Origin of the sequence: Kosakonia sp. LAM2021, assembly GCF_016620385.1 — a bacterium.
Lineage (GTDB): Bacteria > Pseudomonadota > Gammaproteobacteria > Enterobacterales > Enterobacteriaceae > Kosakonia > Kosakonia sacchari.
The window spans coordinates 1-21,189 of record NZ_JAENHT010000004.1 but is presented as its reverse complement, the minus strand read 5'-3'; the positions used below and the strand labels follow the sequence as shown (position 1 = coordinate 21,189).

At 48.3% G+C, this 21,189-nt stretch carries 22 protein-coding genes and 3 pseudogenes; 14 read left to right on the top strand and 11 right to left on the bottom strand.

The features are described from left to right. Nucleotides 1–43: 43 nt before the first annotated feature. Together JKP81_RS10850 and JKP81_RS10845 are read left to right on the top strand one after the other, a co-directional pair. On the top strand, nucleotides 44–541 hold the full coding sequence (locus tag JKP81_RS10850; RefSeq protein ID WP_200551739.1) for a DUF523 domain-containing protein: 498 nt from the start codon (nucleotides 44–46) through the stop codon (nucleotides 539–541). A 2-nt stretch (nucleotides 542–543) separates the two neighbouring features. Further along, the gene (locus tag JKP81_RS10845; protein WP_200551738.1) at nucleotides 544–891 is read left to right on the top strand and encodes a DUF488 domain-containing protein; all 348 of its coding nucleotides are present in this window, start codon (nucleotides 544–546) and stop codon (nucleotides 889–891) included. Here the strand turns inward: JKP81_RS10845 and JKP81_RS10840 are convergent. Continuing rightward, nucleotides 888–1,193, bottom strand: coding sequence for a hypothetical protein (locus JKP81_RS10840; RefSeq protein ID WP_200551737.1), 306 nt, complete (start codon nucleotides 1,191–1,193; stop codon nucleotides 888–890). The two genes, JKP81_RS10845 and JKP81_RS10840, sit on opposite strands and share 4 nt — an antisense overlap. Before the next feature lie 92 nt (nucleotides 1,194–1,285). Beyond that, entirely contained in the window at nucleotides 1,286–1,519 is a 234-nt protein-coding gene (locus JKP81_RS10835; protein ID WP_017456489.1) for a DUF333 domain-containing protein, read from the bottom strand. Between the two features lie 318 nt (nucleotides 1,520–1,837). On the opposite strand from JKP81_RS10835, the gene JKP81_RS10830 reads away from it, so the two are divergent. The 3 genes from JKP81_RS10830 to JKP81_RS10820 all read left to right on the top strand — a co-directional run bounded on the left by JKP81_RS10830 (nucleotide 1,838) and on the right by JKP81_RS10820 (nucleotide 6,770). Next, nucleotides 1,838–2,866, top strand: coding sequence for a sensor domain-containing diguanylate cyclase (locus JKP81_RS10830; RefSeq protein WP_200551736.1), 1,029 nt, complete (start codon nucleotides 1,838–1,840; stop codon nucleotides 2,864–2,866). Nucleotides 2,867–3,136: 270 nt separating this feature from the next. Continuing rightward, nucleotides 3,137–4,969: a sensor domain-containing phosphodiesterase gene (locus JKP81_RS10825; protein WP_200551735.1), complete on the top strand. Its 1,833-nt coding sequence runs from the start codon at nucleotides 3,137–3,139 to the stop codon at nucleotides 4,967–4,969. Nucleotides 4,970–5,180: 211 nt separating this feature from the next. Further along, a complete protein-coding gene (locus tag JKP81_RS10820) occupies nucleotides 5,181–6,770 on the top strand; it encodes a methyl-accepting chemotaxis protein (RefSeq protein WP_200551734.1) in 1,590 nt (529 codons plus the stop codon). Nucleotides 6,771–7,009: 239 nt separating this feature from the next. Here JKP81_RS10820 and JKP81_RS10815 read toward each other — a convergent pair whose 3' ends face one another. Then, nucleotides 7,010–7,864 (bottom strand): glycosyltransferase family 32 protein, encoded by an 855-nt coding sequence (locus tag JKP81_RS10815; protein ID WP_200551733.1) that lies wholly within the window; start codon nucleotides 7,862–7,864, stop codon nucleotides 7,010–7,012. Between the two features lie 302 nt (nucleotides 7,865–8,166). Next, nucleotides 8,167–8,421 (bottom strand): hypothetical protein, encoded by a 255-nt coding sequence (locus JKP81_RS10810; protein ID WP_200551732.1) that lies wholly within the window; start codon nucleotides 8,419–8,421, stop codon nucleotides 8,167–8,169. Between the two features lie 395 nt (nucleotides 8,422–8,816). Here JKP81_RS10810 and JKP81_RS10805 point away from each other — a divergent pair, with 395 nt between their 5' ends. From JKP81_RS10805 to JKP81_RS10795, 3 genes are all read left to right on the top strand, one after another. Continuing rightward, on the top strand, nucleotides 8,817–10,361 hold the full coding sequence (locus JKP81_RS10805; RefSeq protein ID WP_200551731.1) for a PAS domain-containing methyl-accepting chemotaxis protein: 1,545 nt from the start codon (nucleotides 8,817–8,819) through the stop codon (nucleotides 10,359–10,361). A 56-nt stretch (nucleotides 10,362–10,417) separates the two neighbouring features. Beyond that, the gene (locus tag JKP81_RS10800) at nucleotides 10,418–10,888 is read left to right on the top strand and encodes a GNAT family N-acetyltransferase (protein ID WP_234455605.1); all 471 of its coding nucleotides are present in this window, start codon (nucleotides 10,418–10,420) and stop codon (nucleotides 10,886–10,888) included. Nucleotides 10,889–10,996: 108 nt separating this feature from the next. Continuing rightward, entirely contained in the window at nucleotides 10,997–11,311 is a 315-nt protein-coding gene (locus tag JKP81_RS10795) for a PTS sugar transporter subunit IIB (protein ID WP_017456480.1), read from the top strand. A gap of 62 nt (nucleotides 11,312–11,373) precedes the next feature. Here the strand turns inward: JKP81_RS10795 and JKP81_RS10790 are convergent, their stop codons facing one another. Further along, nucleotides 11,374–11,664 carry a hypothetical protein gene (locus JKP81_RS10790; RefSeq protein ID WP_200551730.1) on the bottom strand — a complete coding sequence of 97 codons (291 nt, stop codon included), beginning with the start codon at nucleotides 11,662–11,664 and terminating at the stop codon, nucleotides 11,374–11,376. Between the two features lie 17 nt (nucleotides 11,665–11,681). After that, the gene (gene leuE / locus JKP81_RS10785) at nucleotides 11,682–12,320 is read right to left on the bottom strand and encodes a leucine efflux protein LeuE (protein WP_200551729.1); all 639 of its coding nucleotides are present in this window, start codon (nucleotides 12,318–12,320) and stop codon (nucleotides 11,682–11,684) included. Nucleotides 12,321–13,067: 747 nt separating this feature from the next. Between leuE and JKP81_RS10780 the strand changes: the two genes are divergently transcribed. Together JKP81_RS10780 and JKP81_RS10775 are read left to right on the top strand one after the other, a co-directional pair. Further along, the gene (locus tag JKP81_RS10780; protein ID WP_200551728.1) at nucleotides 13,068–14,228 is read left to right on the top strand and encodes a type I restriction endonuclease; all 1,161 of its coding nucleotides are present in this window, start codon (nucleotides 13,068–13,070) and stop codon (nucleotides 14,226–14,228) included. 163 nt (nucleotides 14,229–14,391) lie between these two features. After that, nucleotides 14,392–14,631: a DinI family protein gene (locus JKP81_RS10775; protein WP_020454063.1), complete on the top strand. Its 240-nt coding sequence runs from the start codon at nucleotides 14,392–14,394 to the stop codon at nucleotides 14,629–14,631. A gap of 71 nt (nucleotides 14,632–14,702) precedes the next feature. On the opposite strand, the gene tolA is transcribed toward JKP81_RS10775, so the two are convergent. From tolA to JKP81_RS10760, 3 genes and pseudogenes are all read right to left on the bottom strand, one after another. Next, the gene (tolA, locus tag JKP81_RS10770) at nucleotides 14,703–15,122 is read right to left on the bottom strand and encodes a cell envelope integrity protein TolA (protein WP_200551979.1); all 420 of its coding nucleotides are present in this window, start codon (nucleotides 15,120–15,122) and stop codon (nucleotides 14,703–14,705) included. A gap of 291 nt (nucleotides 15,123–15,413) precedes the next feature. Beyond that, nucleotides 15,414–15,914: an anti-virulence regulator CigR family protein gene (locus JKP81_RS10765; RefSeq protein WP_200551727.1), complete on the bottom strand. Its 501-nt coding sequence runs from the start codon at nucleotides 15,912–15,914 to the stop codon at nucleotides 15,414–15,416. Between the two features lie 155 nt (nucleotides 15,915–16,069). Then, nucleotides 16,070–16,234 (bottom strand): annotated as a pseudogene (locus JKP81_RS10760) (NADP-dependent isocitrate dehydrogenase); the annotation flags it as partial. A gap of 577 nt (nucleotides 16,235–16,811) precedes the next feature. Between JKP81_RS10760 and JKP81_RS23590 the strand changes: the two are divergent. From JKP81_RS23590 to JKP81_RS10745, 4 genes and pseudogenes are all read left to right on the top strand, one after another. Next, nucleotides 16,812–17,255: a hypothetical protein gene (locus tag JKP81_RS23590; protein WP_234455603.1), complete on the top strand. Its 444-nt coding sequence runs from the start codon at nucleotides 16,812–16,814 to the stop codon at nucleotides 17,253–17,255. A 180-nt stretch (nucleotides 17,256–17,435) separates the two neighbouring features. Beyond that, nucleotides 17,436–18,290 carry a phospholipase gene (locus tag JKP81_RS23585; RefSeq protein WP_340224937.1) on the top strand — a complete coding sequence of 285 codons (855 nt, stop codon included), beginning with the start codon at nucleotides 17,436–17,438 and terminating at the stop codon, nucleotides 18,288–18,290. Continuing rightward, a complete protein-coding gene (locus JKP81_RS10750) occupies nucleotides 18,229–18,966 on the top strand; it encodes an ankyrin repeat domain-containing protein (protein ID WP_200551725.1) in 738 nt (245 codons plus the stop codon). The genes JKP81_RS23585 and JKP81_RS10750 overlap by 62 nt, the downstream gene beginning before the upstream one ends. A 144-nt stretch (nucleotides 18,967–19,110) precedes the next feature. Continuing rightward, nucleotides 19,111–19,215, top strand: a pseudogene (locus tag JKP81_RS10745) (hypothetical protein); the annotation flags it as partial. Between the two features lie 88 nt (nucleotides 19,216–19,303). Here the strand turns inward: JKP81_RS10745 and JKP81_RS10740 are convergent. After that, nucleotides 19,304–19,471: pseudogene (locus JKP81_RS10740) on the bottom strand (NADP-dependent isocitrate dehydrogenase); the annotation flags it as partial. A gap of 849 nt (nucleotides 19,472–20,320) precedes the next feature. After that, a complete protein-coding gene (locus JKP81_RS10735; RefSeq protein WP_045514394.1) occupies nucleotides 20,321–20,506 on the bottom strand; it encodes a hypothetical protein in 186 nt (61 codons plus the stop codon). Nucleotides 20,507–21,189 lie beyond the last annotated feature (683 nt).

The window sequence follows — 21,189 nt, the reverse complement described above, 5'->3', positions numbered from 1 at the left end:
TTATGAAAAAATATATTTCCGGCAAGGCATTAAGGCGAACGCTATGCACCAAACCAAAATTCTTGTCAGTGCATGTCTGATGGGCTTCAACGTGCGTTATAACGGCAGTGCAAAAGCGCTTATGCAGGAGACGCTGCGACGCTGGCAGCAGGAAGATCGTCTGGTGATCCACTGCCCGGAACTGGCCGCTGGTTTACCCGTGCCGCGAAGACCGGCAGAGATTGTCGCAGGTCATGGCGCAGACGTGATGCGCGAACAGGCGCGGATTGTCGAAAACGATGGGCGGGACGTTACCGCACACTATCAGTTAGCCGCCTGGCTGGCGCTACAGGCTGCGCAAAACGCGGGCTGTCGCGCAGCGCTGCTCACCGATGGCAGCCCCACCTGCGGCAGCCAGTTTATCTATAATGGAACTTTCAGCGGCACGCGGCGAAAAGGTATGGGCGTAGCGACTGCGTTGCTGGAAGAACACGGCATTCGCGTCTTTTCCGACGAGCAATTACCGGCGCTGGTGGCGTGGATTGAAGAGAGGGAGAGATAACCATGATCCAGTGCAAACGGGTATATGATCCCGCCGCCGATGACGACGGCTATCGTGTGTTAGTCGACAGGCTCTGGCCGCGTGGTATTAAGAAAAGCGATTTACCCTGTGATGACTGGAATAAAACGCTGGCACCGTCAACGGAGCTGCGCAAAGCGTTTCACGGCGACGCCATTGATTTCGCCGCGTTCAGTGAAAGCTACCGTCAGGAACTTGCCGCGCAGGAAGCGGAAGGGAAAAAGCTGGCGGCACGCGGAAAGAAAAGTACCGTCACGCTGTTATACGCGGCAAAAAACACGGAGCAAAACCACGCGCTGGTGCTGGCGCAATGGCTTCGCTCACTGGTTTAGCCGATCACGCGCTCGCGCACAGCCTGCGGTTCGCTGTCCGGTTGCAGCGGCATCAAATGTTCAGCGCGCACAAACGCGAACCCGTGCTGACCATCAAAGGCGGTCACATCGCCGGTCACCAGCCACAGCGCACGCGCCGCATTACGCGGCATTTCTGTTACCACGCCATTCACCGGGTTAAGAAAACGCTCGCCGGGCTGACACAGCCCAAAAAGCTCAACGGATTTGCCAATATTGCTGCGGCCATTGGCGGTTTGGGCGCCGATAATTAAAGCCGGGCTGCCCGGACGTAACTGGAACATGCTTCTCTCGTGCGCTCCCGCGCCAGCTAAAAATAGGATAATTCTGAGTAAGAAGTGTACCCTGGCGACCCGGCGATTGTCACGTGGTGCCATTACGGGTGGTCTCGCCGCCACAGCGCCCATTCATCGATCACTTCGCCGCCCGGCAATTTGCACTCCGTGCGAACACCCTGCGGGCTTTGCACCGGTACGCGCTCTCCCCCCCGCTGCTGACAATAAACCGCCGCCGGGTTAGCCATACCAATTTGTGGGTGGCGGGGAGATTCAGGTTGTGTGGAAGAACACGCCGCGAGAACAACAGGTAACGCCAGTAACCAATAACGCATCTTTTTTTCCTTAAATCGCCTGTAAACCGCTTTCCAGCATAGCCACGCGACAGAGATATCTCCATGATTTCTCCATTCTTACTGCACTTTGAGCGGGTATAGTTAGCCTCGTTCTCACCCATGACCAGAGAACATCATTCCGTAATCAATGAGTTTTTGCCCCGCTTCATCAACGGGGCTTTTTTTTCGTTCCCGCCTGCTACTTTTTACTGCCATCTCGCTACGATATGTAAATCACTCTTCTTTCATGATTTAATGACGCGCCATAAATTCTTCAGCTTTAATGTCCATATCACCAGGACACAGGAGTAAAAAGTCATGTCCGATTTCATTCTCGCCCGTGTCTCTGAAGCGCTTTCAAAAGAGCAGTCGCTTGAAGGTTTAGTTCGCCAGTTTCTGGAAATGCTGGAAATGGTGACGGATATGGAATCGACGTACTTAACAACCATTACTGACAATCCCCGCCTGCAGCATATTGTCTACTCGCGCAACAGCAAACAGCTTGATATCCCGGAAGGTTTCTCCCTGCCGTGGGGGGATAGTCTGTGCAAGCGCGCGCTGGATGACGACTGTCCGTTCAGCAATGACGTTGCCAACCGCTGGAAAGATTGCGAAGCAGCGCAGGCGCTGGGCATCACCACCTATTTAAGTACCCCGGTTCATCTGACCGATGGTTCGCTTTATGGCACGCTGTGCGCCGCCAGTCATGCCAAAAAATCGCTGAGCGTGCGTGGTAAACAGGTACTGCGACTGTTTGCCGGGCTGATTGCGCAATTCATTGAAAAAGAGAGTCTCGTTGATCAGTTACGCGAAGCGAACGCGGCGCTGATCGCTTACTCCTACACCGATGCGCTGACGGGTTTACCCAACCGTCGCGCTATTTTCGAGAACCTCGCCACGCTGTTTTCCCTCGCCCGCCATCTGGAAATGCACGTGATTATTGCGTTTATCGATCTTGATAATTTCAAAGGCATTAATGACCAGTTGGGACATGAGGCTGGCGATCAGTTTCTGATTGACGTTGGCAAACGGCTGGCGACGGATCGCGGTAAAGACGATATTGTCGGGCGTCTTGGCGGGGATGAGTTTTTACTCGCTTGCCTTGGCAGGCCGCTGAAGCAGGCGGAAGGCATGCATTTGATGTCGCTGAAAAAGAGTCTCGATAAACGCATTACCGGCGAATATCGGCTCGGGGAAAAACGGATTTTCTACCCAGGCGCCAGCGTGGGCGTCATCGAAATCAACCCGCAACTGACCGATGCTGACGGTGCGTTACAAGCGGCTGATGAAGCGATGTATCACGTGAAGAAGAATAAAGAAAAAAAACCCTTTATTCGTCTCGATTAAGTGAATCTCTGTGACGTGAAGGCTTGAGAAAAATCTCATTTTCTTCTATTTCTTATACAATTGATTTCTGGCGATTATCGCCAGCCAAGGAGTTTTCGTGAGAAAGACAACCATCATTATGCTCATCGTGGCGGTTATTGCTGTGGCCGGAACCCAATTCGGTTGGTGGTAATTGCGCGTCAGGATTTTTATTAAGCCGTAAGCCTAAGCGCATGATGGAGTCATCTGAACAGAACACCACCAACTCATTGATTTGGGCAGGAGCTCGCTATGTTCACTGGTCTCAAAAAAAGCGAAAGCAAACGGCTTGCCGCGCTGGAGCTGCTGAGTAAGGAAGACAAGTCCCGCGATGCAGCGCTAGCCGAATTTGCGCGTCTGGCATGTGAAGTGATGGGTGTCGAAGGATGTTTTATCACAACATTCGATGACGAATATCAATATATTAAATATGTTAAGAATATCCCCATTGAGCACGTCAAAATCCGTATCGAACAGACCATGTGCCAATATTCGCTGCACGGTTGCCAGACCGTCATTAGTTCTGATACCCGTCTCGATGAACGATTTAATTATCAACCGTTGGTAAAAAGCGGAAATATTCTTTTTTACGCTTCAGCACCAATGATAAATAAAGAAGGCACGGTGCTGGGCACGTTATGTGTCAGTCATCCTGAAATCTATACGCCGACATCCCGCCAGATAACCAATTTCCACCGCGTCGCCGCGCTCGCCACTGTTTATCTTGAATCCTGCTATACCATTGGCTTAATCGATGCCCTCACCGGCTTACCGAATCGTCAGTTTCTGGTGAAAGAGATGGAGCGGCTGACGCTGGAAAAAGCGAGCGGCAGCTACGCCCTGATGATTTTTGACTGTATTGATATGCCGCGCGCGTATGAATTATCCCGCTACCTGGGCGTGGAGGCGCTGGAAAAAATGCTGCGCAGTTTCGGACCACTGCTGCGTTTGCGTTTAAGGCTAAAAGAAGAGACCACGTTGTATGCTTTCACCACCGGGCGCTATGCGGTGCTGGTGGATATGGACTATGCGCTGACGCTGGCGAAACGGGCGGAGAAATTGCCTGGCATAAAGGCGAAAATCACCGGCGACATCGATATCAATCTGACAATTCACGCAGGCTATGTGAAATTTTCACCGCAGGACGATAACGTGCAGGAGATTGTGCGTCAGGGCATCAGCGCGCTGCATGAATCGATTCGCGAAAAGATTCGGGTGTTGCAGTTCAACCCGATTCTCGACCACAAGCGGAATAAAGATTTTAAACTGCTCTACGATCTCAGCGAGGCAATCAAAGCCACCGATCAGCTCTACCTCGTTTTTCAACCTAAAATTTCGCTGCGTTCCGGCAAAACCGAAGGCGTGGAAGCGCTGTTACGCTGGAAGCACCCGGAACTGGGACAGATCTCACCGGCAGTGATTGTGGCGCTGGCTGAAAAAACCACGTTGATGTCTGATTTGACGCAGTGGGTGATTAAGTCGGTGATTTCTCAGCTTAAACAGTGGAAACAGCAAGGCATTATGCTACCGGTGTCAATTAACGTTACGGTCAGTGATTTTTCGCGTCCGGGATTTGCCGATGAGCTGGAACAGAACGTGCTGGCCGCCGGGCTGTTCACCTCGGATGTGCGCATTGAATGCCTGGAGACGGAGAAAGTGCTGGAAAGTGATCCGGCACTGGAAGAACTTGACCGTTTAAAATTGCTCGGCTTTACCATTTTGCTGGATGATTTTGGCGCTGGCTACAGCAATATCAGTTACTTAAGACGCATCCCCATTGATGTGATTAAGCTCGATCGTTCGCTGGTTAGCCAGGTCACCACCGACACCGGTAGCCGGATTATTGCCCGCAACGTCATTATGATGCTCAAAGAGTTGCATTATGTGGTGCTGGCGGAAGGGATTGAAGATCTGGAAACCGCGCGAATGCTTGCCGAGTACGGCTGCGATGAAGCCCAGGGCTATCTCTTCTCACGTCCATTGTCGCCCGAGGAGATCCCGGCCTGGCTCGCAGATAACAAACCGTTCCGCTTGTTGTCGAAGATCGCAACAGAGCCACAGCAGCAACATTTGTACGGTTCGTAATGCCGACAAATGAGCCTGACTGTTGTATTTCGCAACAGTCAGGCCATGTCACGAAAATGTCATAAAACATCGATTACATTCCGCTTCAAATAGTTAAGCCAAATTCTGCTTGTTTACTGCCCTTTTCCCCATTAAAGCTGCGCTTAAACCCGTCGATATTGCTGGTGTGCGCTCTTTTTTGCGCCTCACTGACTATGGGAAGTATCGATTAATGAAGCTCAACCATCTCACTATCGGGCAACGGCTCGGTTTCCTGGCGGCCATTCTTTTACTGGCAACGCTGTTTATGGGTATTCGCGGGTTGTCGATTAACGCCAGCGGATTAGTACAAAACCAACAGATCATGGCCACGGAGAAGGTGGTTGCGGAGAGTATTGATACGGCCCGCAACGCGCAGGTGCAGTTTAAGATTCAGGTGCAGGAGTGGAAAAACACCCTGCTGCGCGGCACACAAGGAGAACAAGCGTTCGACAAGTATAAAAACACCTTTGTCGAACAGAGCCAGAAAACCCAGGCACTATTGAAAACGCTCAGCGAACTGCTGCCACAAATTGGCCTCGCCAATACCGAGGCCATCAAGACCATCAATTTACACGCTGAACTGGAAAGCCATTATCTGGCTGCACTGCAACAATACAATGTTCAGGACACCACCAGCGCCCAGCGTGTCGATCACCTGGTGACGGGAATCGATCGCGAGCCGACACGGATGATTGATGAGATGGTCGCCAGCACGCTGAAACAAGCGGAGCTTATCCGTGCGCAGACCGACGCGAGTAATCATGAGCATTACCAGCAGACACGCCTGATGCTGATGCTGGTGATGGCGTTCACATTGATGGTTGGCATGCTGATCACCTGGTGGCTGATCCGCAGTATCACTCACCCGCTGGCGCAGGCAGTTTCGGTTGCCCGCAATGTCGCAGCCGGTGATTTACAGTCTGCTATCGTGGTGTCCGGGCGCGATGAAACCGCCGAGCTGATGCACGCCCTGCAGGAGATGAACGGCAACCTGACGCGCATCGTGACCGGCGTGCGTTCCGGCACCGAAACGATCGCCGGTGCGTCACAGCAAATCGCCAGCGGCAGCCGTGAGCTTTCATCGCGTAATGAAGCGCAGGCCAGCGCGCTGGAACAAACGGCGGCGTCGATGGAAGAGCTCACGTCGGTAGTAAAAAACAACGCCGAGAATTCGCGTGTTGCCAGCGCTATCACCCGGGAAGCGACCCGTGTGGCAAACCAGGGCGGCGAAGTGGTGGAACACGTTGTCACTACGATGAGTGAAATTAATCTGCTCTCTGGCGAAATCAACAACATTATTGGCGTTATCGACAGTATCGCCTTCCAGACCAATATTCTGGCGCTGAACGCCGCCGTTGAAGCCGCACGCGCAGGAACCGAAGGCCGCGGCTTTGCGGTTGTCGCCGCAGAAGTTCGGGCGCTGGCGCAACGCTCCGCGACAGCGGCAAAAGAGATCAGCGCGCTGATCCAGCGCTCAGTCAGCCGTATTGATGAAGGTAATAAACTGGTGAAAAACGCCGGTAACGCCATGGAAGAGATCATGCAAAGCGTGGGACGCGTCAGCCAGTTAGTGGAGACAATTTCGCTGGCCAGTAATGAGCAAAGCACGGGTATAGATCAAGTGCATATCGCCATTACCCAGATGGATGCCGCCACACAGCAGAACGCTACGCTGTCGCAGGAATCGTCAGCCGCCGCGCACGCGATGCAGCAGCAGGCAGAGAATCTGTTAGAGATGGTGCAAATTTTCAAACTGCATGAGCAGCGCAACCCGGCATAGCGTCTTATGACCAGTTCCTGACATGTTGCAGGGGCTGGTCAATCAGCAATAGTGATGAATTAATACTCGGATCATAAATTTTATCAATCCAACCGCAGAAAAATTTGCGTTTGCGCACTTTATGCCAACAGGTTATAAAGTGCGCAAGTGATGGATATACGCTTTAACAATGTCAAAAATCTTCGCTGGCAGTTTTGATGTCGAAACTGCCATCTTTCTTTTGGTTTTCTCTCTTCCCTTCAGATACATCTCGACTTCAGCTTACTCAGCACCTTTTTGCTCTCATTAATTGTATTTTTCTTCAAACGCCAGAACGGAAAAACGAAAGCCCGCCAGAGCAAATAATAGAAATGATCGGCTCCGGTCAGGTTAACAACAGGCGATCGTAACTTGCTATAGTGGCTGACATTAAATTGCTTAATGACTTTTTTACTGACATTGCGATAGACCAGCCCCACGTCACGGTGGTTTTCCTGCTGGCGAAAACGCTCGCACTTACGCACTTTTTCAATACCCAACGTAAACGGGATCGGCCCGGTGGTATTTAACACCCCTCGCATTCCGACACCATAGCGCCACGGTTTATAGCGTTTAAGTCGATCAACGACCTCATCAATAACGGCTTTAATATAGGGTGAAGCCGGTGCGACAATAATATTCCATTGCTGGTACTCTCCGTTTTTGAGGAAAGCGAGCTCTTCATGCTTGCCCATATTATTATCGCAACCCTGCGGTTTATTATCCCAGTTACATAATAATATTTCGCAATCTGGCGGAATCACTTCGCTAAACGGCACAGTACAAGAACTTTTGATATCTAAATAAACGCCACCTTCGCGATACATTAATAAATAGCGAAAAAAATCCGCGCGCGCAGCGCCATATTGCGGGTTTATTTTTTCATATAATGCCAGCATCTCCTGACCATAGTGCTCATGCATATAGGCCAGCATTTTTTTCTCGTCATAAAAATAATATTCCCAGCCGGGATTTAACTGCCTGAGTCTGTCGATGGAGGCATGCACTTCGGTTGGTAGCGCTGCCAGCCCCCTGGTGTAGACCTGATGGATCTTATGCGGGATCGTATTCATCATCTATCCTAAGCTCATTAACTTTAAATACCTGAAAGGTAAAAACATAAAAATTCTAAAGTATGAGAAAAAAGATAATGCGTTAATCTGACATTAGCATTACGCACAGTCGGATAATTGTCTTGCAGAATCGTCTGCAACTGCCCTTGCGTATTCCTCAGTCAATGGACAGGGAATTTAGCTTAAGGTTCTGCATGGCAACAGAAAAACGTCTTTTCCAGAGAAAAAATTGCCCGGCCCGGATAAAAATGTGAAGGCTATCGTCAACTCGCCCGCAAGGGGCGAGCCGCACATACTGACGCGGTTTAATGAGTACGCAGGATATAGCTTATCGCATCCTGCTCCGATAGCCCGTACCCCTTCATAAAAACATCCATCGACTCATCTTGCGTCTCATTGAATAGCGTTCCGCCGCCGCTGGTCTGCAGCTCGCCGGACACGACATCGCCCCTTTCGACATCGTAGCTCCCCAGTAGCTCCGCGACAGCAAACTCTCCATTCTCGTCGCGGATAACAATAAACCCAATGCGGTGTTCGTGATGAACGACAGTAGCTTTCATATGAACAATCCTTTCGTTGTTGTTCATTTCAGATTAGCTGAATCCGTGCGCAGCGGAAATGCTCATTGCTGGTTTTAGTGAGCCAGAGAACGATTCAGCTATTTCTTTATGCGCCTTATCTTAAATATTCGTCAGCACACTAACTATCTGGCGTGTTCACAAACGACTTTTCTGACCAGGCGCTAAAAATTCCAGATATATAATGTTTTCTCTACCCAATCATAATTAAAGCACATTTATTTTGTATGGCTATGTTTATGGCGTAAAACCTCTTTTTGTTTTACGGTTATCAGAGGCGTGTCAAAAAATATAAAGCTCTGAGTGAACCATGCCGTAAATAGATATAAGAATTTAGAAATATCCAACGCCCTTCCTTTTTCCCGAGAATACTCACTATGCGCAACAATGAGCCCGTTACACAGCAAGAGTACGTTTTCGATAATGATGCAACGTTAATGTCCACCACCGATCCGGATAGTTACATCAATTATGCCAACGATGCATTTATTGATGTCAGCGGCTTCTCGCTGGAGGAGATCAAAGGCCAGCCGCACAATCTGGTGCGCCATCCGGATATGCCAAAGCAGGCGTTTGCCGATATGTGGTCGACATTGCAACAAGGGGAACCCTGGACAGCGCTGGTAAAAAACCGCCGCAGTAATGGCGATCATTACTGGGTACGCGCTAACGCGATTCCGGTCATTCGCGAGGGCAAAGTGAAGGGCTACATGTCGGTACGTACCCGACCAGCGGCAGAGGAAGTTACTGCCGCCGAAGAAGTTTATCGCCAGTTTCGTGAAGGCCAGGCGAGCGGCCGGCGTTTTCATAAAGGGCTGATTATCCGCACGGGTCTGATGCGCTGGCGCTCCCTGTTTGTCACTATGCCTCTGCGCTGGCGGCTACGTTCTGCGCTGATCATCGCGCTGCTATTCAGCCTTGCCGCTGCCTGGGGACATGACCTGACGCCCGGTCAACTGGGTAGTTTCGCCAGTTTTATGGCACTCCTGCTGCTGTTTATTAATATCTGGCTGGAACTGCAAATTGTCCGCCCGATCGAGCGCTTGTGCCGCCAGGCTTTACAGGTAGCAAGCGGCGAGGCACATCAAGTGGATCAACTCAATCGGGTTGATGAAGTCGGTATGACATTGCGTGCGATAAGCCAACTTGGGCTGATGTTCCGTTGGCTGGTCAACGACGTTAGCGGCCAGGCGATGACCGTCCTGAAAGCCTCAGAATCTCTGCGACAAGGTAATGACGACCTGAGCCGCCAGACAGAACAGGCGGCGGCGAACGTTGAACAAACGGCCGCGACGATGAACGAATTAACCGCCACGGTAAAAAGTAACCGGGAAACTGCCGCCGAAGTCACTGCTTTGTCGCAAGGTACACGCGATGCCGCACGGCAAGGTGGTCAGGTGATGCACCAGATGATAGAAATGATGTCGGCGATTGCGGAAAGCTCACGGCAAATCGCCAGTATCACCAGTATTATCGACAGCATCGCCTTTCAGACCAACATTCTGGCGCTGAACGCGGCGGTTGAGGCAGCGCGAGCGGGTGAGCAAGGTAAAGGATTTGCCGTCGTCGCAGGAGAAGTACGCAGTCTGGCGCAGCGCAGTGCGCGTGCCGCCAGCGAAATCAAAGAGTTGATTGAGAACAGCGTTACGCATGTTAACTCCGGTAGCCAACTGGCGGACGACGCGGGAAAAACCATGAAGGAAATTGTTGAGCAGGTGCAAAATGTGACCTCGCTGATAGCACAGATCAGCGCGGCAACCGCCGAGCAGGCTACGGCGTTGAGTGAAGCCAGCCTGGCGGTGGAGGATCTGGATAAGATCACCCATCAGAATGCACAACGAGTACAAGAAGGAGCGGAAGCGACCGGTCGCATGAACCAGCAGGCCATTCGCCTGGCGGAAGCGATATCGGTGTTTCGCTAACCCTTTGCGAAGAGCTCTCCGGGCAAAAACGCCCGGAGAATACATTGAGGTCAAAAATGATTCGGCTACGTCCCATGTCAGCGGCTGAATTCGCTGATTTTGTTGCTTATTTTATCCCTGATTATGCGACAGAAATTGCAGCAAATTACCGTTTATCCCTCGACGAGGCGACAGAACAAGCCAGGCGAGAAATCGAAACCAGTTTGCCCGCGGCGCAGAAAACGCCAGGCCATTCATTGACGAGCATTACGCTTGTCGACAACGGCGTTACGCAGATTGTGGGATCGCTGTGGTACAGAGCCGATTTCATCGATAAATCCGCTTTTATTTATGATTTTTTCCTGCGGCCTGCCTTTCGCGGCAAAGGTTTGGGAAGCCAGGCAATGCAATCTCTGGAATCCAGTCTTAGCGCGGCGGGAATTCGGCAAATTAAACTTCGCGTGGCGGTCGAAAACGAACATGCCAGGAAAGTTTATGAGGCGAATGGTTACCAGATTACCGGCTATAACATGAATAAACTGCTTTGAATCATGCCCGCATAAACTTTCGTATGACGTGGTGTAAACCTGGATATTGCGCTCATTTTCTCGCCAACAGTGGGCATAGTGTGGTCGCAATTACCACAGGAGGCACCTATGAAAAAACTATTAATATGTTGTCTTTTTGGCAATACCGCCACATCACTGGCCAAAAAGATGCAAAAAGCGGCTAATGAGCACGGTTATCCCCTGCTCGTCAGCGCTGTCGGCCTGGATAATTTCGCCAGCGTCGCCCCTGCTTTTGACTGTTTTTTGGTTGCGCCGCACATCCAGTACAAACTTGATGAACTCAAACGCCATATTGCTGAAGAAGCACCGATTGCCATCATTGAAAGCTATCCTTTCGCATCGATGGATGGAGAGAAGGTGTTGAAATTTGTGATGGATCATATGCCTGAATTAACGCAGTGAGCGTGTTAAAACCACGTCTTCGGACGTGGTTTTTCAGCAATCAGGCCATTGCACCGGAATAATTATTTGCGACAAAAATAAGCGACCACCATTTTCATAAGCAGGATAACCACGGGCAGCAAGACGATAACCTGGAAAAAATGAACGGCATAAATTGAAAATTGCATCACGCCTGGCGCGGTTAAGTAATTTATCACTGGTGTATAAATCACCACTTGCCACGCCAACAGATACAGCCCCATCAATAGCGCAAAAACCCCGATGCTATAAAGCAGAAATTTGGCCAGTTGTTTCCCGCTCAAGGTATGGCGTCGGCGGAAAGCATTTCGGTAAGTCTCGATGTAGAAACGCATCTCTATTGCCCCTGGGTTCAGGATTGCAGCGTCGCCAGGCGCGCGGCGAAACCAACAAAAACCAGCCCCAGCAGTGAGTTACCCAACCGGGTGAGCTTCTTCCTGGTTTTTACCCACTGTGTGAGATACGAACCGGAAACGATCAGGAAACTGAAATAGAAGAAACTGATCAGCTCCAGCGTGCTGGCGAGAATAAAGAATGACATTCCAGGCCTTGCATAGGTAATGTCGATAAATTGCACAAAGAAGGAGACATAAAACAAAATCGCTTTCGGATTCGTCAGGCTTAATATCAGCGCCCGCTTGAAGATATCGCCTTTATGCACGTCATGATCGCCCTCTTCTTTCGCGCCGCGTTTAAGCGTGGTGTACAACATTTTGATACCAAGGTAGAGCAGATAAAACGCCCCCAGATAACGAACAATATTGAATAATACCGGCGTGGTTTTAATCAGTGTGGCAACGCCTGCATAGGCCAGAAACATCAAGACCGCATCACCAATAAACACGGCGCTTGCTGCAACGTAGCCATTTCGTAATCCATGGGCAACACTGGTTTTCAATACAAAAAAGGTATTCGGCCCTGGCAATAAAATGATGAAAATGGCCCCAATAAAATAGGACCAGTAACTGAGAACTCCATATTCGGCAAACACAACAACTCCTGTAAAATAATACATACCGCTTATAGGTACAACAGTACCACACCCCAGCAGCAGCGCACAGGAGTAAGCACGAAATGCGGCTAAATCGCAGATTAGCTCAGCCGATAATGTCTCTATGTGTCTGGCGAAAGCAGGCTTTAAGTAAAATTAATTAAGCTAATACTCATCTTCATTATTGAGCGGGTAAATATCTTTATCACCGGGCTGTGATGAGGGCAACCTCAGGGGTGATCGATGAAAATGCGACCATGCCCGACATGAACCAGATCGCTAAAAATAGTGTGCTTCATGGCTTGTTTGCTGTGGCCGCTATTGGCACAGGGTTACCCGGTTTTTAAACAATCGAGCATTGGAACTGGCCCGCGCTAAAATATATCGACCTGATGATGAGATATTTCTTCCACGGGTATTCAATCCACATTCAAATTTGTTAACTCGCAAACATTATCGCGATCGAAATAAAGATTCGCGTTGACTCATCTGTCAATGATGATCTGGATCATGGAGTATCCAGGCGCTTGGTGAGATTACTTATTTCCTGCGCAATGAAATCATAGGAAATGAATTACTTTCAGCATCAGTAAACGCCGACGAAAAAAAGATAAGAGAGTTGTAACCATTTAAGCATTGAGTTAATTCGTTCCAGACTGAAATAGCAGCTACATGCGGACAGGTATTATTAACCCGAAATCGTTGATTCTGTTTGAGTACTACACACTCTAAGGTTATGGGAAAAAAATGGAAAACTTCAAACTCAGACTTAAAAACCATATTGAACATGTCAAAAACGTTGGCATTCACTGCACAACGGAAGAAACCACCAAACAAGCGCTGATCCTGCCTTTTTTAGATATTCTTGGCTTCAATGCTTACGACCCGCAAAAAGTCAGAGCGGAATATGGCGCCGACTTTCCCGGTGTTAAAGCGGGCGAACGCGTTGATTATGCGTTGTTTTGCCAGGGTGTCCCCGTCATGTTCATCGAAGCAAAACCGTATAAAGAGAAAATCGATAACCACTGCCCACAGCTTTCCCGATACTTTAACTGCACGCCGGAAGTGACAATTTCCGCGATAACGAATGGCCAGGAGTGGCGTTTTTTTACCGATCTGCAGGAAAAAAACATTATGGATCCCACGCCATTTTTGCGCATTCGCATGGACGATATTACCGACGCAGATGCCGAACAACTCTTCCGCTTTCGCCACGACAAATTCAAACCGGAAGCATTACGAACGCTTGCTGAAGAGAGCGTCTATATCTCTTCATTCTCTAAAGTTATCGCCGCCAGCCTGAAAGAGGTGGATTCAGAATTTGTTCGGTATGTCGCCTCACGCGCCAATATTGGTCGACAGCTCAATCAGCGATTTATTGATGCGATCACCCCGCTGGTCAGAGAGGCGGTTCAGCGTTCCGTCAGCGCTATGGTAGTCTCCGGACTTACCGCCCATCAGCCGATCCGGGAAGAGCTGGCAAACCAGGGCATCGACGAAGCGGTATCAATTGATGAAAAAGCGGATCATATCGATCCGGACAATCCCAACATTATTACGACGCATAATGAACGCGCGCTATATGAAAAAATTGTCTCAATTATTGGGCCGGAAAAAGATCTGCAACCAAAAGATACCGAGTCGTATTACAGCGTGCTTTATCAGGGAAAAACCAACCGTTGGATTGTTCGTTATTTTGATAAGAAAAATCGCTCATCTATTCAGTTGCCCATCGAATTGACGCCTATTGCTTTAAATGAAGTGGCACGCGCTGGGCTGGAGCATGATGGCACGCGAATCTATCTCGACCATCCCGAAGATGTATTACGGATCTCAGGCTTGATACTGGATTCGTTCCAGCATGTGATAAACGACGAGAACTTTAAAAAGAAAAAGAGCGGTAATTAAACTCGCCTGACCATCCCGCCTTGTGCGGGATTCTTTTGTGCAACGCCTTCCATCATGGCCCAAATATCTCACCTTCGTTGAACGAAAAAGGATTCTTCGCTTGAATACTGGCTTTTCATCCAGTATAAGTGCTGTACGAAAAAACAGTGAAAAGGGCTGCCTTGTGTTTGTTGAACTGGTTTATGACAAGCGTAATGTTGCGGGTTTACCCGGCGCTAAAGAGATTATCCTCGAAGAACTGACTAAACGTGTGCACCGCATCTTTCCTGATGCTGATGTGCGCGTAAAACCGATGCAGGCCAATGGCCTCAATAGCGACGCCAGCAAAAGCGATCGTGAAAAGCTCAACCGTATGCTTGAGGAGATGTTTGAAGAGTCGGACATGTGGCTGGTGCAGGAGTAATTTTTCCCCCTTGCACAGGCAGGCAATAGGGAAAAAGTGTGTCGCTTATCTATCCGCTCCTGCATTACCCATTAGAGCTTGAACTCCAGCGTCGCGTTTTTGAAGGCAGAATAAGCAGCCGGGGAAGGCGGTTTCGGGAGTCTCGCTAGCCTGATAGCGATAATAGCCGCGCGGCAAAGTGCAGGATCGCCGCCTGTCGGCTGCGCATCTTCTAATGCGCCATTCTCAGCAAGCCTGATTTGCAGCGTACAGGATTTTCCGGCGTAACGACCCGCTTCAAAAAGGTGACTCTCAATTGCCGATTTGATCTGGCCTGCATAGCGGTTGATATCGCTTTCCGCTGCAGTTGCCTGTGTCCCTTTGTACCCGGCAAACATGTTATTAACTTCAGCGTTTGCCTCTGCGCGCTGCGTTGCAGAACCGGTCAGTGTACAACCTGAGAGTAATAATGACGTCACCAATAGCAACGCATGTCCGGCGTTAATTTTCATCATCTTCCTTTTGTAAGGCTTGTCTTATAAACGAGGACAATCTAACAAATAGCGACTGGTAATTATATTCCGGCGACCTGGATTTACCTTAAGTCTAAAAAATATTTCACTCGTCTGTCATCCCGCTAAACGTAGCGCTCACTGAGCAGCAGAAGATAGTTTCAATCGTTGCCTTTTCTTCTGGCAAATGCCACGACCTTATTAAACATACACAGAATTCACGACTTTCTTTTTTTGCGTATAAAAAAGCCCCGCATATTGCGAGGCTTTGAATGTATAACGTGGGCCGTGTTAATCAAAAACACCGTTGATGATCGCGGTAACAATAGCGGTGCTCAGCGCGACCAGAACCAGATCATCTCCGACAATGCGCCACTCATAACCGGGATAATAAGGCAACTGACCAAGCATGGATGCCGGTACTGCTTTTTTCGCAACTCCTGGAGGCAAAGGTTTGCCACGGGCAAGATTTTTCGCAATCCCCGGCGGGAGAGACTGATAACCGGTCAGGCCGTAGTTAACTGCAAGGGATCGGGCGCGCGCGACACTGATATCTGACTCAACATGGTCCGGCTTTCCATAGTTTTTACGGTTAACCTGCTCATCAGAGGAAGGATTATTACCTTTATTAGCATGGTTACCGCTATTGCCATGATTGCCACTACTGTTGCCATGGCCGCCGCCGTTTCCATTACCATTTCCGTTTCCCGGATTTGCGAACACAGGCGCGGAAAATACGGCCAACGAAATCACCGCCGCAAGTGCAGCATTAAGAGTGCGACGTTTAAACATGATCTTTATACCTCAAAAGTGAGCACACATTATTAGAATAAATAATGTTTATTACCTCAACCATATAGCGGATTCTTATTTTTAATTAGGCTGATATATAACCATAAAAAACGGGAACCCTTAGGCTCCCGTTGTTGTACAACCCGCAAGGCGGATTACATGTTCGCGATAATCGCGTCGCCAAACTCTGAACATTTCAGCAGCTTAGCGCCTTCCATCAGACGTTCGAAATCGTAGGTCACGGTTTTGGCGTTGATCGCGCCGCTCATGCCTTTAACGATCAGGTCAGCCGCTTCAACCCAGACCATATGACGATATAGTGGTTAATAAGCTCATTGTTATTGTATTGATAAACTTAACAAATAATCGATTTTTGCTTGTGATACGTTGAATTTGTGCTGACTGATAACCCGTGATTGTTAAACGTTGTTTTTGGGGTTTGATAGCCACTTTTTGGCACTACATAGCCTGTCGCTTATGCGTCGGGTTTGACCAACATGCGCTTATAAACCAGTGCATAAGCCTGCGATAACACGACTTATCGTAAGTAGCTGTTCACTTCGAGGGAGTCCGTTTAACCCATTTTCATGGGGTCTGGCGCGAGGACTCAAATTCTTCCGAGCCGACCAAACGTCCCCATGACACTTACCGGGAAATAGCCGAACCAGATACTGATGCTGTTTGCGTGTATGAGGATCCCTCGTATCCATACCCACTGGTCTTGGTAGGCGACTTTTGGCGTCATTACTGTAAATTTCGAATTTATATTTCTTTATCTGACCAGGCAGGAGTTTGCCAGCGACCAGACTGCGGGCTCCGTCCCGCAGAGCAGTTATTTCTCTTCTGGAGAACAATGCATACCCGTAAATGGAATGGCGTGAACCGGGAGTCGACATCATGACAAATTACATGTCATTGACATATATTTTTGAAGAAAAAGTCGCTCCGTGGCGATTTTCATTCATTATCCACCCTCAACATGCATTGCAAAGAATCAGAACGATGCCTCCCTCTTCGGTAAGCGCGATGCTAAGCCGTCAGGACACGCTTCGTTCACGTAACGGCGCAAATCCCAATCAGTCAGGCCGGGATATACGTACTGCCGCTGCAGTGGATCTTGAACGTGGCACTATGGTGGCTATTGATGACAGTTTCCGTTTGTGGTCCCCGGTGACGGCCCTGTTCTTTATTGATAATGAAGGACGCCTTCAGCTTTTTTCGGCGAGTCTGTCCGTTACTTATCCGGTTAGCTCTATCACCCGGCGATATGAAGAAATGGTCAGTACATTCGGAAAACGCCCCTCCAACAGATATTCCTCAAGGGCAATTTACGCGCACTAATTCACCCATGCGAGGTGAAGAACCCAGCTCAGGTGGCGGCCATCGTAGCCGAATGGATGAGCCCGCTCGCCCACTCACAAAAGCCGAGCGTTGGCAGGAGAGAAAAAATCTCATCAGTAAAGGCCAGCGTAGCGTGTATCCCGATGCGCAGACCGCACTAACCGGTTGGCAGAAAATAATGTGGCAGTTGAAAAGGCTAAGCTTGCACAGAATATTTATGGACGTGCGGGACAGCCCATAAATGCTCTCGAATCTATGCCGGATGTTCCTGAGGGGTGGGTTGATATAAGTAATGATGAGAACGCATTGTCCTCTCTTGGCTTAAAACGCGAGATGTTGTTTGACGAGTCGGTTGACCCCAATTTTTTTAGTCGCGTTTATGCCCCTGACAAATATGTCTTTGGAGATGATATGAATCCAACAGTTGTTTTCAGAGGGACGCGACCAGATAAAATGGCCGACTGGGGCAATAACTTTGCTCAGGGAGCAGGCTTTAACTCATCGTATTATGAAAAAGCAGTAAATATTGGTCGCATGATTGCAGAAAATGCTAGCAAAATTGACATAGCTGGTCATTCTCTTGGCGGTGGACTAGCTTCTGCTGCCGGGATGGCCAGCGGTCAGCAAACGTGGACATTCAACGCCGCAGGGCTCAATCACGATACGGTTGAAAAATATGGTGCCCAACTTATGGGTGATGGCTCTGCAATATCCGCCTATAGAGTTAATGGGGAGATGCTGACTAAAATTCAGGAAGCGAGCATTGAGGATCTGGCAGATGCGAATTTTGACACATCCCTTTTTGCACTAAAAGCAGGCGTTTCAAATATGTTCCCAAATGCGATAGGTAAACCCACCGGGCTTGCTGGCGGTACTGGAAGCATGCTGGACAAACACGGTATGGTACAGGTAATAGACTGCATTGAGGCGCAAAAGGATGAGGATATTGGAATCATTAAAAGTAGGGTTTTGCATGAAAAAACTCGCATCCGTGATGCTTTTTTCTTTTCTGTTTGTTTTTTTATCGGCGTGTAATGATATGAAAAAGGTAGAACCTGAAAAATATTTTTCTGGCCCGCAACTGATTCTGGCTAAGGCTATCCAGGCTGCAGACAGTGGATCAGTTCTTCGACTGTCAAAAGTGACCGATCTGAACACCCCAGGAAATGAACAACTGACTCTGCTTTTTTTTGCTCTGAATGAGGCCATGTATAACGGCAACGCTCAAAAAAGGTTAGATATTGTCACCGAGCTTGTACGCGCTGGTGCAGATCCCCAGCAAGCTCAACCGAATATGCCAGGTACTCCTGCACAAATGATGGCTATGGGAGATAAAGATATCTGGCTTAAAGCGCTTATCGACGGCGGGCTTGACCCAAATTCTCGCGATAAATTACTAAATGTTCCTCTTATTTTCTCAGCATTAAATTCAAAAAACACAGGCACGCTTGCATTGCTAATAGCACGGGGTGCCGATGTAAATATCCGAGATACCTTGGGTAACACTCCGCTTGTTGACGCTTTTTTTAAAGCCGATTTGGATAAGGTTGACTTTTTGCTGGAGCACGGAGCTAACCCTAACCCAGTGAATAAGCAAGGGCGTTCCTTCAGTCAGATGGTTGATAGACATCTGCAGCAGATTAAGCAAGGTACTGAATACTACAATAAAATACTGGAATTAAGAGAGAAACTTAACAGCATGCCTCAATGATTTGCAGGCAAGTTCCAAATGTATGGTGTTGGGTCCTGCAGGGTGAGGGAAATTCCCACTGATCGTGCGATTCTAACAGCACTTCTTATCTCGCATCTGGTAACGCACTGGTGAGAAATATAATCCGGATTTTGGTCATAAGAACTCTGTACAAACAATTTATTGGGTCATAAATCAAGAAAAATGACCGATAAATATAATGACGATCGCGGTAAAGACTGGACAATTGTCAGTACGAAAAGGGATTAATTTCTGTCCAGCTTTGGGGAAGATTTTTTGCAGCCCATAAAAAACGGGAACCAACCGGCTCCCGTTCTTGTTTAACCAGCGAGGCGGATTACATGTTCGCGATAATCGCGTCGCCAAACTCTGAGCATTTCAGCAGCTTAGCGCCTTCCATCAGACGTTCGAAATCGTAGGTCACGGTTTTGGCGTTGATCGCGCCGCTCATGCCTTTAACGATCAGGTCAGCCGCTTCAACCCAGCCCATATGACGCAACAGTAGTTATTAGAATTACGCATAAGTAATTGATAAATATTTTGAATGCGTGGTTTTTGATGTTGGTGTGGTTGTTTTGAACCGGTTTCTAAGTCCATGATTATCAAAAGTTGTTTTTGAGTTTTGATAACCGCTTTTGGCACGGAGCGGACAGAAATCAAGATCACAAGGTCCGCTACGAGCGATCTGCGGAAATTTATTGACTGTAGACTGCCCCCATAAGAGTGTTTATATAAACAGCCGCAGTTCAGAAATTTAATATCTCATTTATCTATAAGCGAATTTCGTAGCTACAAACTTGCCTTCAAATGGCATTCTAGGTAAGGAATTAGTTGTTTCATAAAATCATTATTGGTTTGGGTTAAGGCGAGCTCTTCCCAGCCATCTGTGGAAAGTATGAAAACCGTTGAGAGGACGATAGTCATTTTCCTTGCGCGGAATGATGATCTGTATCCATCGACTTTGAATACACCTATTTCAGTATGAATTCTACTGATTTTAAAAGGTAAAAGTGATTCTGACTGTTGCTTCATTAAACACCCTTCAAAGCTTTAAAATCGACAGGCAAGGTAAGCGATATACCACCTTTACCATTGAATTATATAAAACGTTGACAATGTCCGCTCTTGGCACGAAAGAGTCGATCAGGGGGCAGACATGTCTGCTCAGAGCGAGAAGCAGAAGTTCGAGATTGTCTCATAGCCAGTTATCCCTGATTGCGGCTGGATCATATTCAGGTTCAGGGTCAAATAAAGACACTACTAACATTGCAGTGTGTTAATCACCGGGGAGAAGGTCACCCGACTTGCTACATTGAGTTACTTATAACCTGGCTTATCATCATCAAACTAACCATCAGGTTTCCTGTTCACTCATTGATTCCAACAAACGCTTTATCGCTTCCAGTTTTGCTGTCTGGCGACGCATTTCTAGCAACCTGAGAGCATTGAAAACATCGCCTTCATTAAATTGAGCACGACTCAGTTTGCCCATATCCTGATTCAGTAATTCCAGTTCATCATCAGTTATTGGTGGTCTCATTTTGTTCCCCAGATCATTATTGATTTAAAAATAGATTATGAAAATGTTGTATGGTAGAAAATCTGTTAAGGCAAGAAAATACTTATCGGTGTGTTGACCAGCTCCCCGTTAATCAACACAAACTGATGTCAGCAACGTCTGTTCCTGGCACGAAAGAGTCGATCAGGGGGCAGACATGTCTGCTCAGAGCGAACAGAGGGCATTGCTAACAGCATTCCGTGTGAATCAACGAGGAGCTGGTTATCAGTGCACTTGAGATGTGCTGGAAGCCGGGCATTAAAGAGGCGATGCTGACAATTCGCAAAAATTGTATCTGTCTTAGCCATCCGTTTAGACCGTTGTAAAACTTTTCCGGCATTTTTCGTTACAGTTTTCTCCAGTGACGCCCACAATTTTTAAAATGCATAATAGTAAAAAAATTTGTTGACGCATCAAGGGATAGGGGAGCGTTTATGAGTAGTAGAAAAAGCTACATACCGCATATTATGCGGATAGATTCCACTCTGGGGGAGTGTGGCAACAACAAGCCAGAAGAAGTTTTGTGGTTTCAGCAAACACTTAGTGTGAATCGCCACGGGTTTAACAGACACCTCAGAGTCATTTAAGATGGCTTAAAGAGAGGTGCCCATGAGCGGTAAGCGTTATCCCGAAGAGTTTAAAACTGAAGCAGTCAAACAGGTTGT

What these genes read in the sequence shown, in the direction of transcription:
- JKP81_RS10820 (WP_200551734.1), top strand. Translation starts at nt 5,181, where the DNA reads ATGAAGCTCAACCATCTCACTATCGGGCAACGGCTCGGTTTCCTGGCG.
- JKP81_RS10780 (WP_200551728.1), top strand. Translation starts at nt 13,068, where the DNA reads ATGGAAAACTTCAAACTCAGACTTAAAAACCATATTGAACATGTCAAA.
- JKP81_RS10830 (WP_200551736.1), top strand. Translation starts at nt 1,838, where the DNA reads ATGTCCGATTTCATTCTCGCCCGTGTCTCTGAAGCGCTTTCAAAAGAG.
- JKP81_RS10810 (WP_200551732.1), bottom strand. Translation starts at nt 8,421, where the DNA reads ATGAAAGCTACTGTCGTTCATCACGAACACCGCATTGGGTTTATTGTT.
- JKP81_RS10815 (WP_200551733.1), bottom strand. Translation starts at nt 7,864, where the DNA reads ATGATGAATACGATCCCGCATAAGATCCATCAGGTCTACACCAGGGGG.
- JKP81_RS10750 (WP_200551725.1), top strand. Translation starts at nt 18,229, where the DNA reads ATGAAAAAACTCGCATCCGTGATGCTTTTTTCTTTTCTGTTTGTTTTT.
- JKP81_RS10825 (WP_200551735.1), top strand. Translation starts at nt 3,137, where the DNA reads ATGTTCACTGGTCTCAAAAAAAGCGAAAGCAAACGGCTTGCCGCGCTG.
- JKP81_RS10850 (WP_200551739.1), top strand. Translation starts at nt 44, where the DNA reads ATGCACCAAACCAAAATTCTTGTCAGTGCATGTCTGATGGGCTTCAAC.
- JKP81_RS10845 (WP_200551738.1), top strand. Translation starts at nt 544, where the DNA reads ATGATCCAGTGCAAACGGGTATATGATCCCGCCGCCGATGACGACGGC.
- JKP81_RS10735 (WP_045514394.1), bottom strand. Translation starts at nt 20,506, where the DNA reads ATGAGACCACCAATAACTGATGATGAACTGGAATTACTGAATCAGGAT.
- JKP81_RS10805 (WP_200551731.1), top strand. Translation starts at nt 8,817, where the DNA reads ATGCGCAACAATGAGCCCGTTACACAGCAAGAGTACGTTTTCGATAAT.
- JKP81_RS10765 (WP_200551727.1), bottom strand. Translation starts at nt 15,914, where the DNA reads ATGTTTAAACGTCGCACTCTTAATGCTGCACTTGCGGCGGTGATTTCG.
- JKP81_RS10800 (WP_234455605.1), top strand. Translation starts at nt 10,418, where the DNA reads ATGATTCGGCTACGTCCCATGTCAGCGGCTGAATTCGCTGATTTTGTT.
- JKP81_RS10835 (WP_017456489.1), bottom strand. Translation starts at nt 1,519, where the DNA reads ATGCGTTATTGGTTACTGGCGTTACCTGTTGTTCTCGCGGCGTGTTCT.
- tolA (WP_200551979.1), bottom strand. Translation starts at nt 15,122, where the DNA reads ATGAAAATTAACGCCGGACATGCGTTGCTATTGGTGACGTCATTATTA.
- JKP81_RS23590 (WP_234455603.1), top strand. Translation starts at nt 16,812, where the DNA reads ATGACAAATTACATGTCATTGACATATATTTTTGAAGAAAAAGTCGCT.
- JKP81_RS10790 (WP_200551730.1), bottom strand. Translation starts at nt 11,664, where the DNA reads ATGCGTTTCTACATCGAGACTTACCGAAATGCTTTCCGCCGACGCCAT.
- JKP81_RS10795 (WP_017456480.1), top strand. Translation starts at nt 10,997, where the DNA reads ATGAAAAAACTATTAATATGTTGTCTTTTTGGCAATACCGCCACATCA.
- JKP81_RS10840 (WP_200551737.1), bottom strand. Translation starts at nt 1,193, where the DNA reads ATGTTCCAGTTACGTCCGGGCAGCCCGGCTTTAATTATCGGCGCCCAA.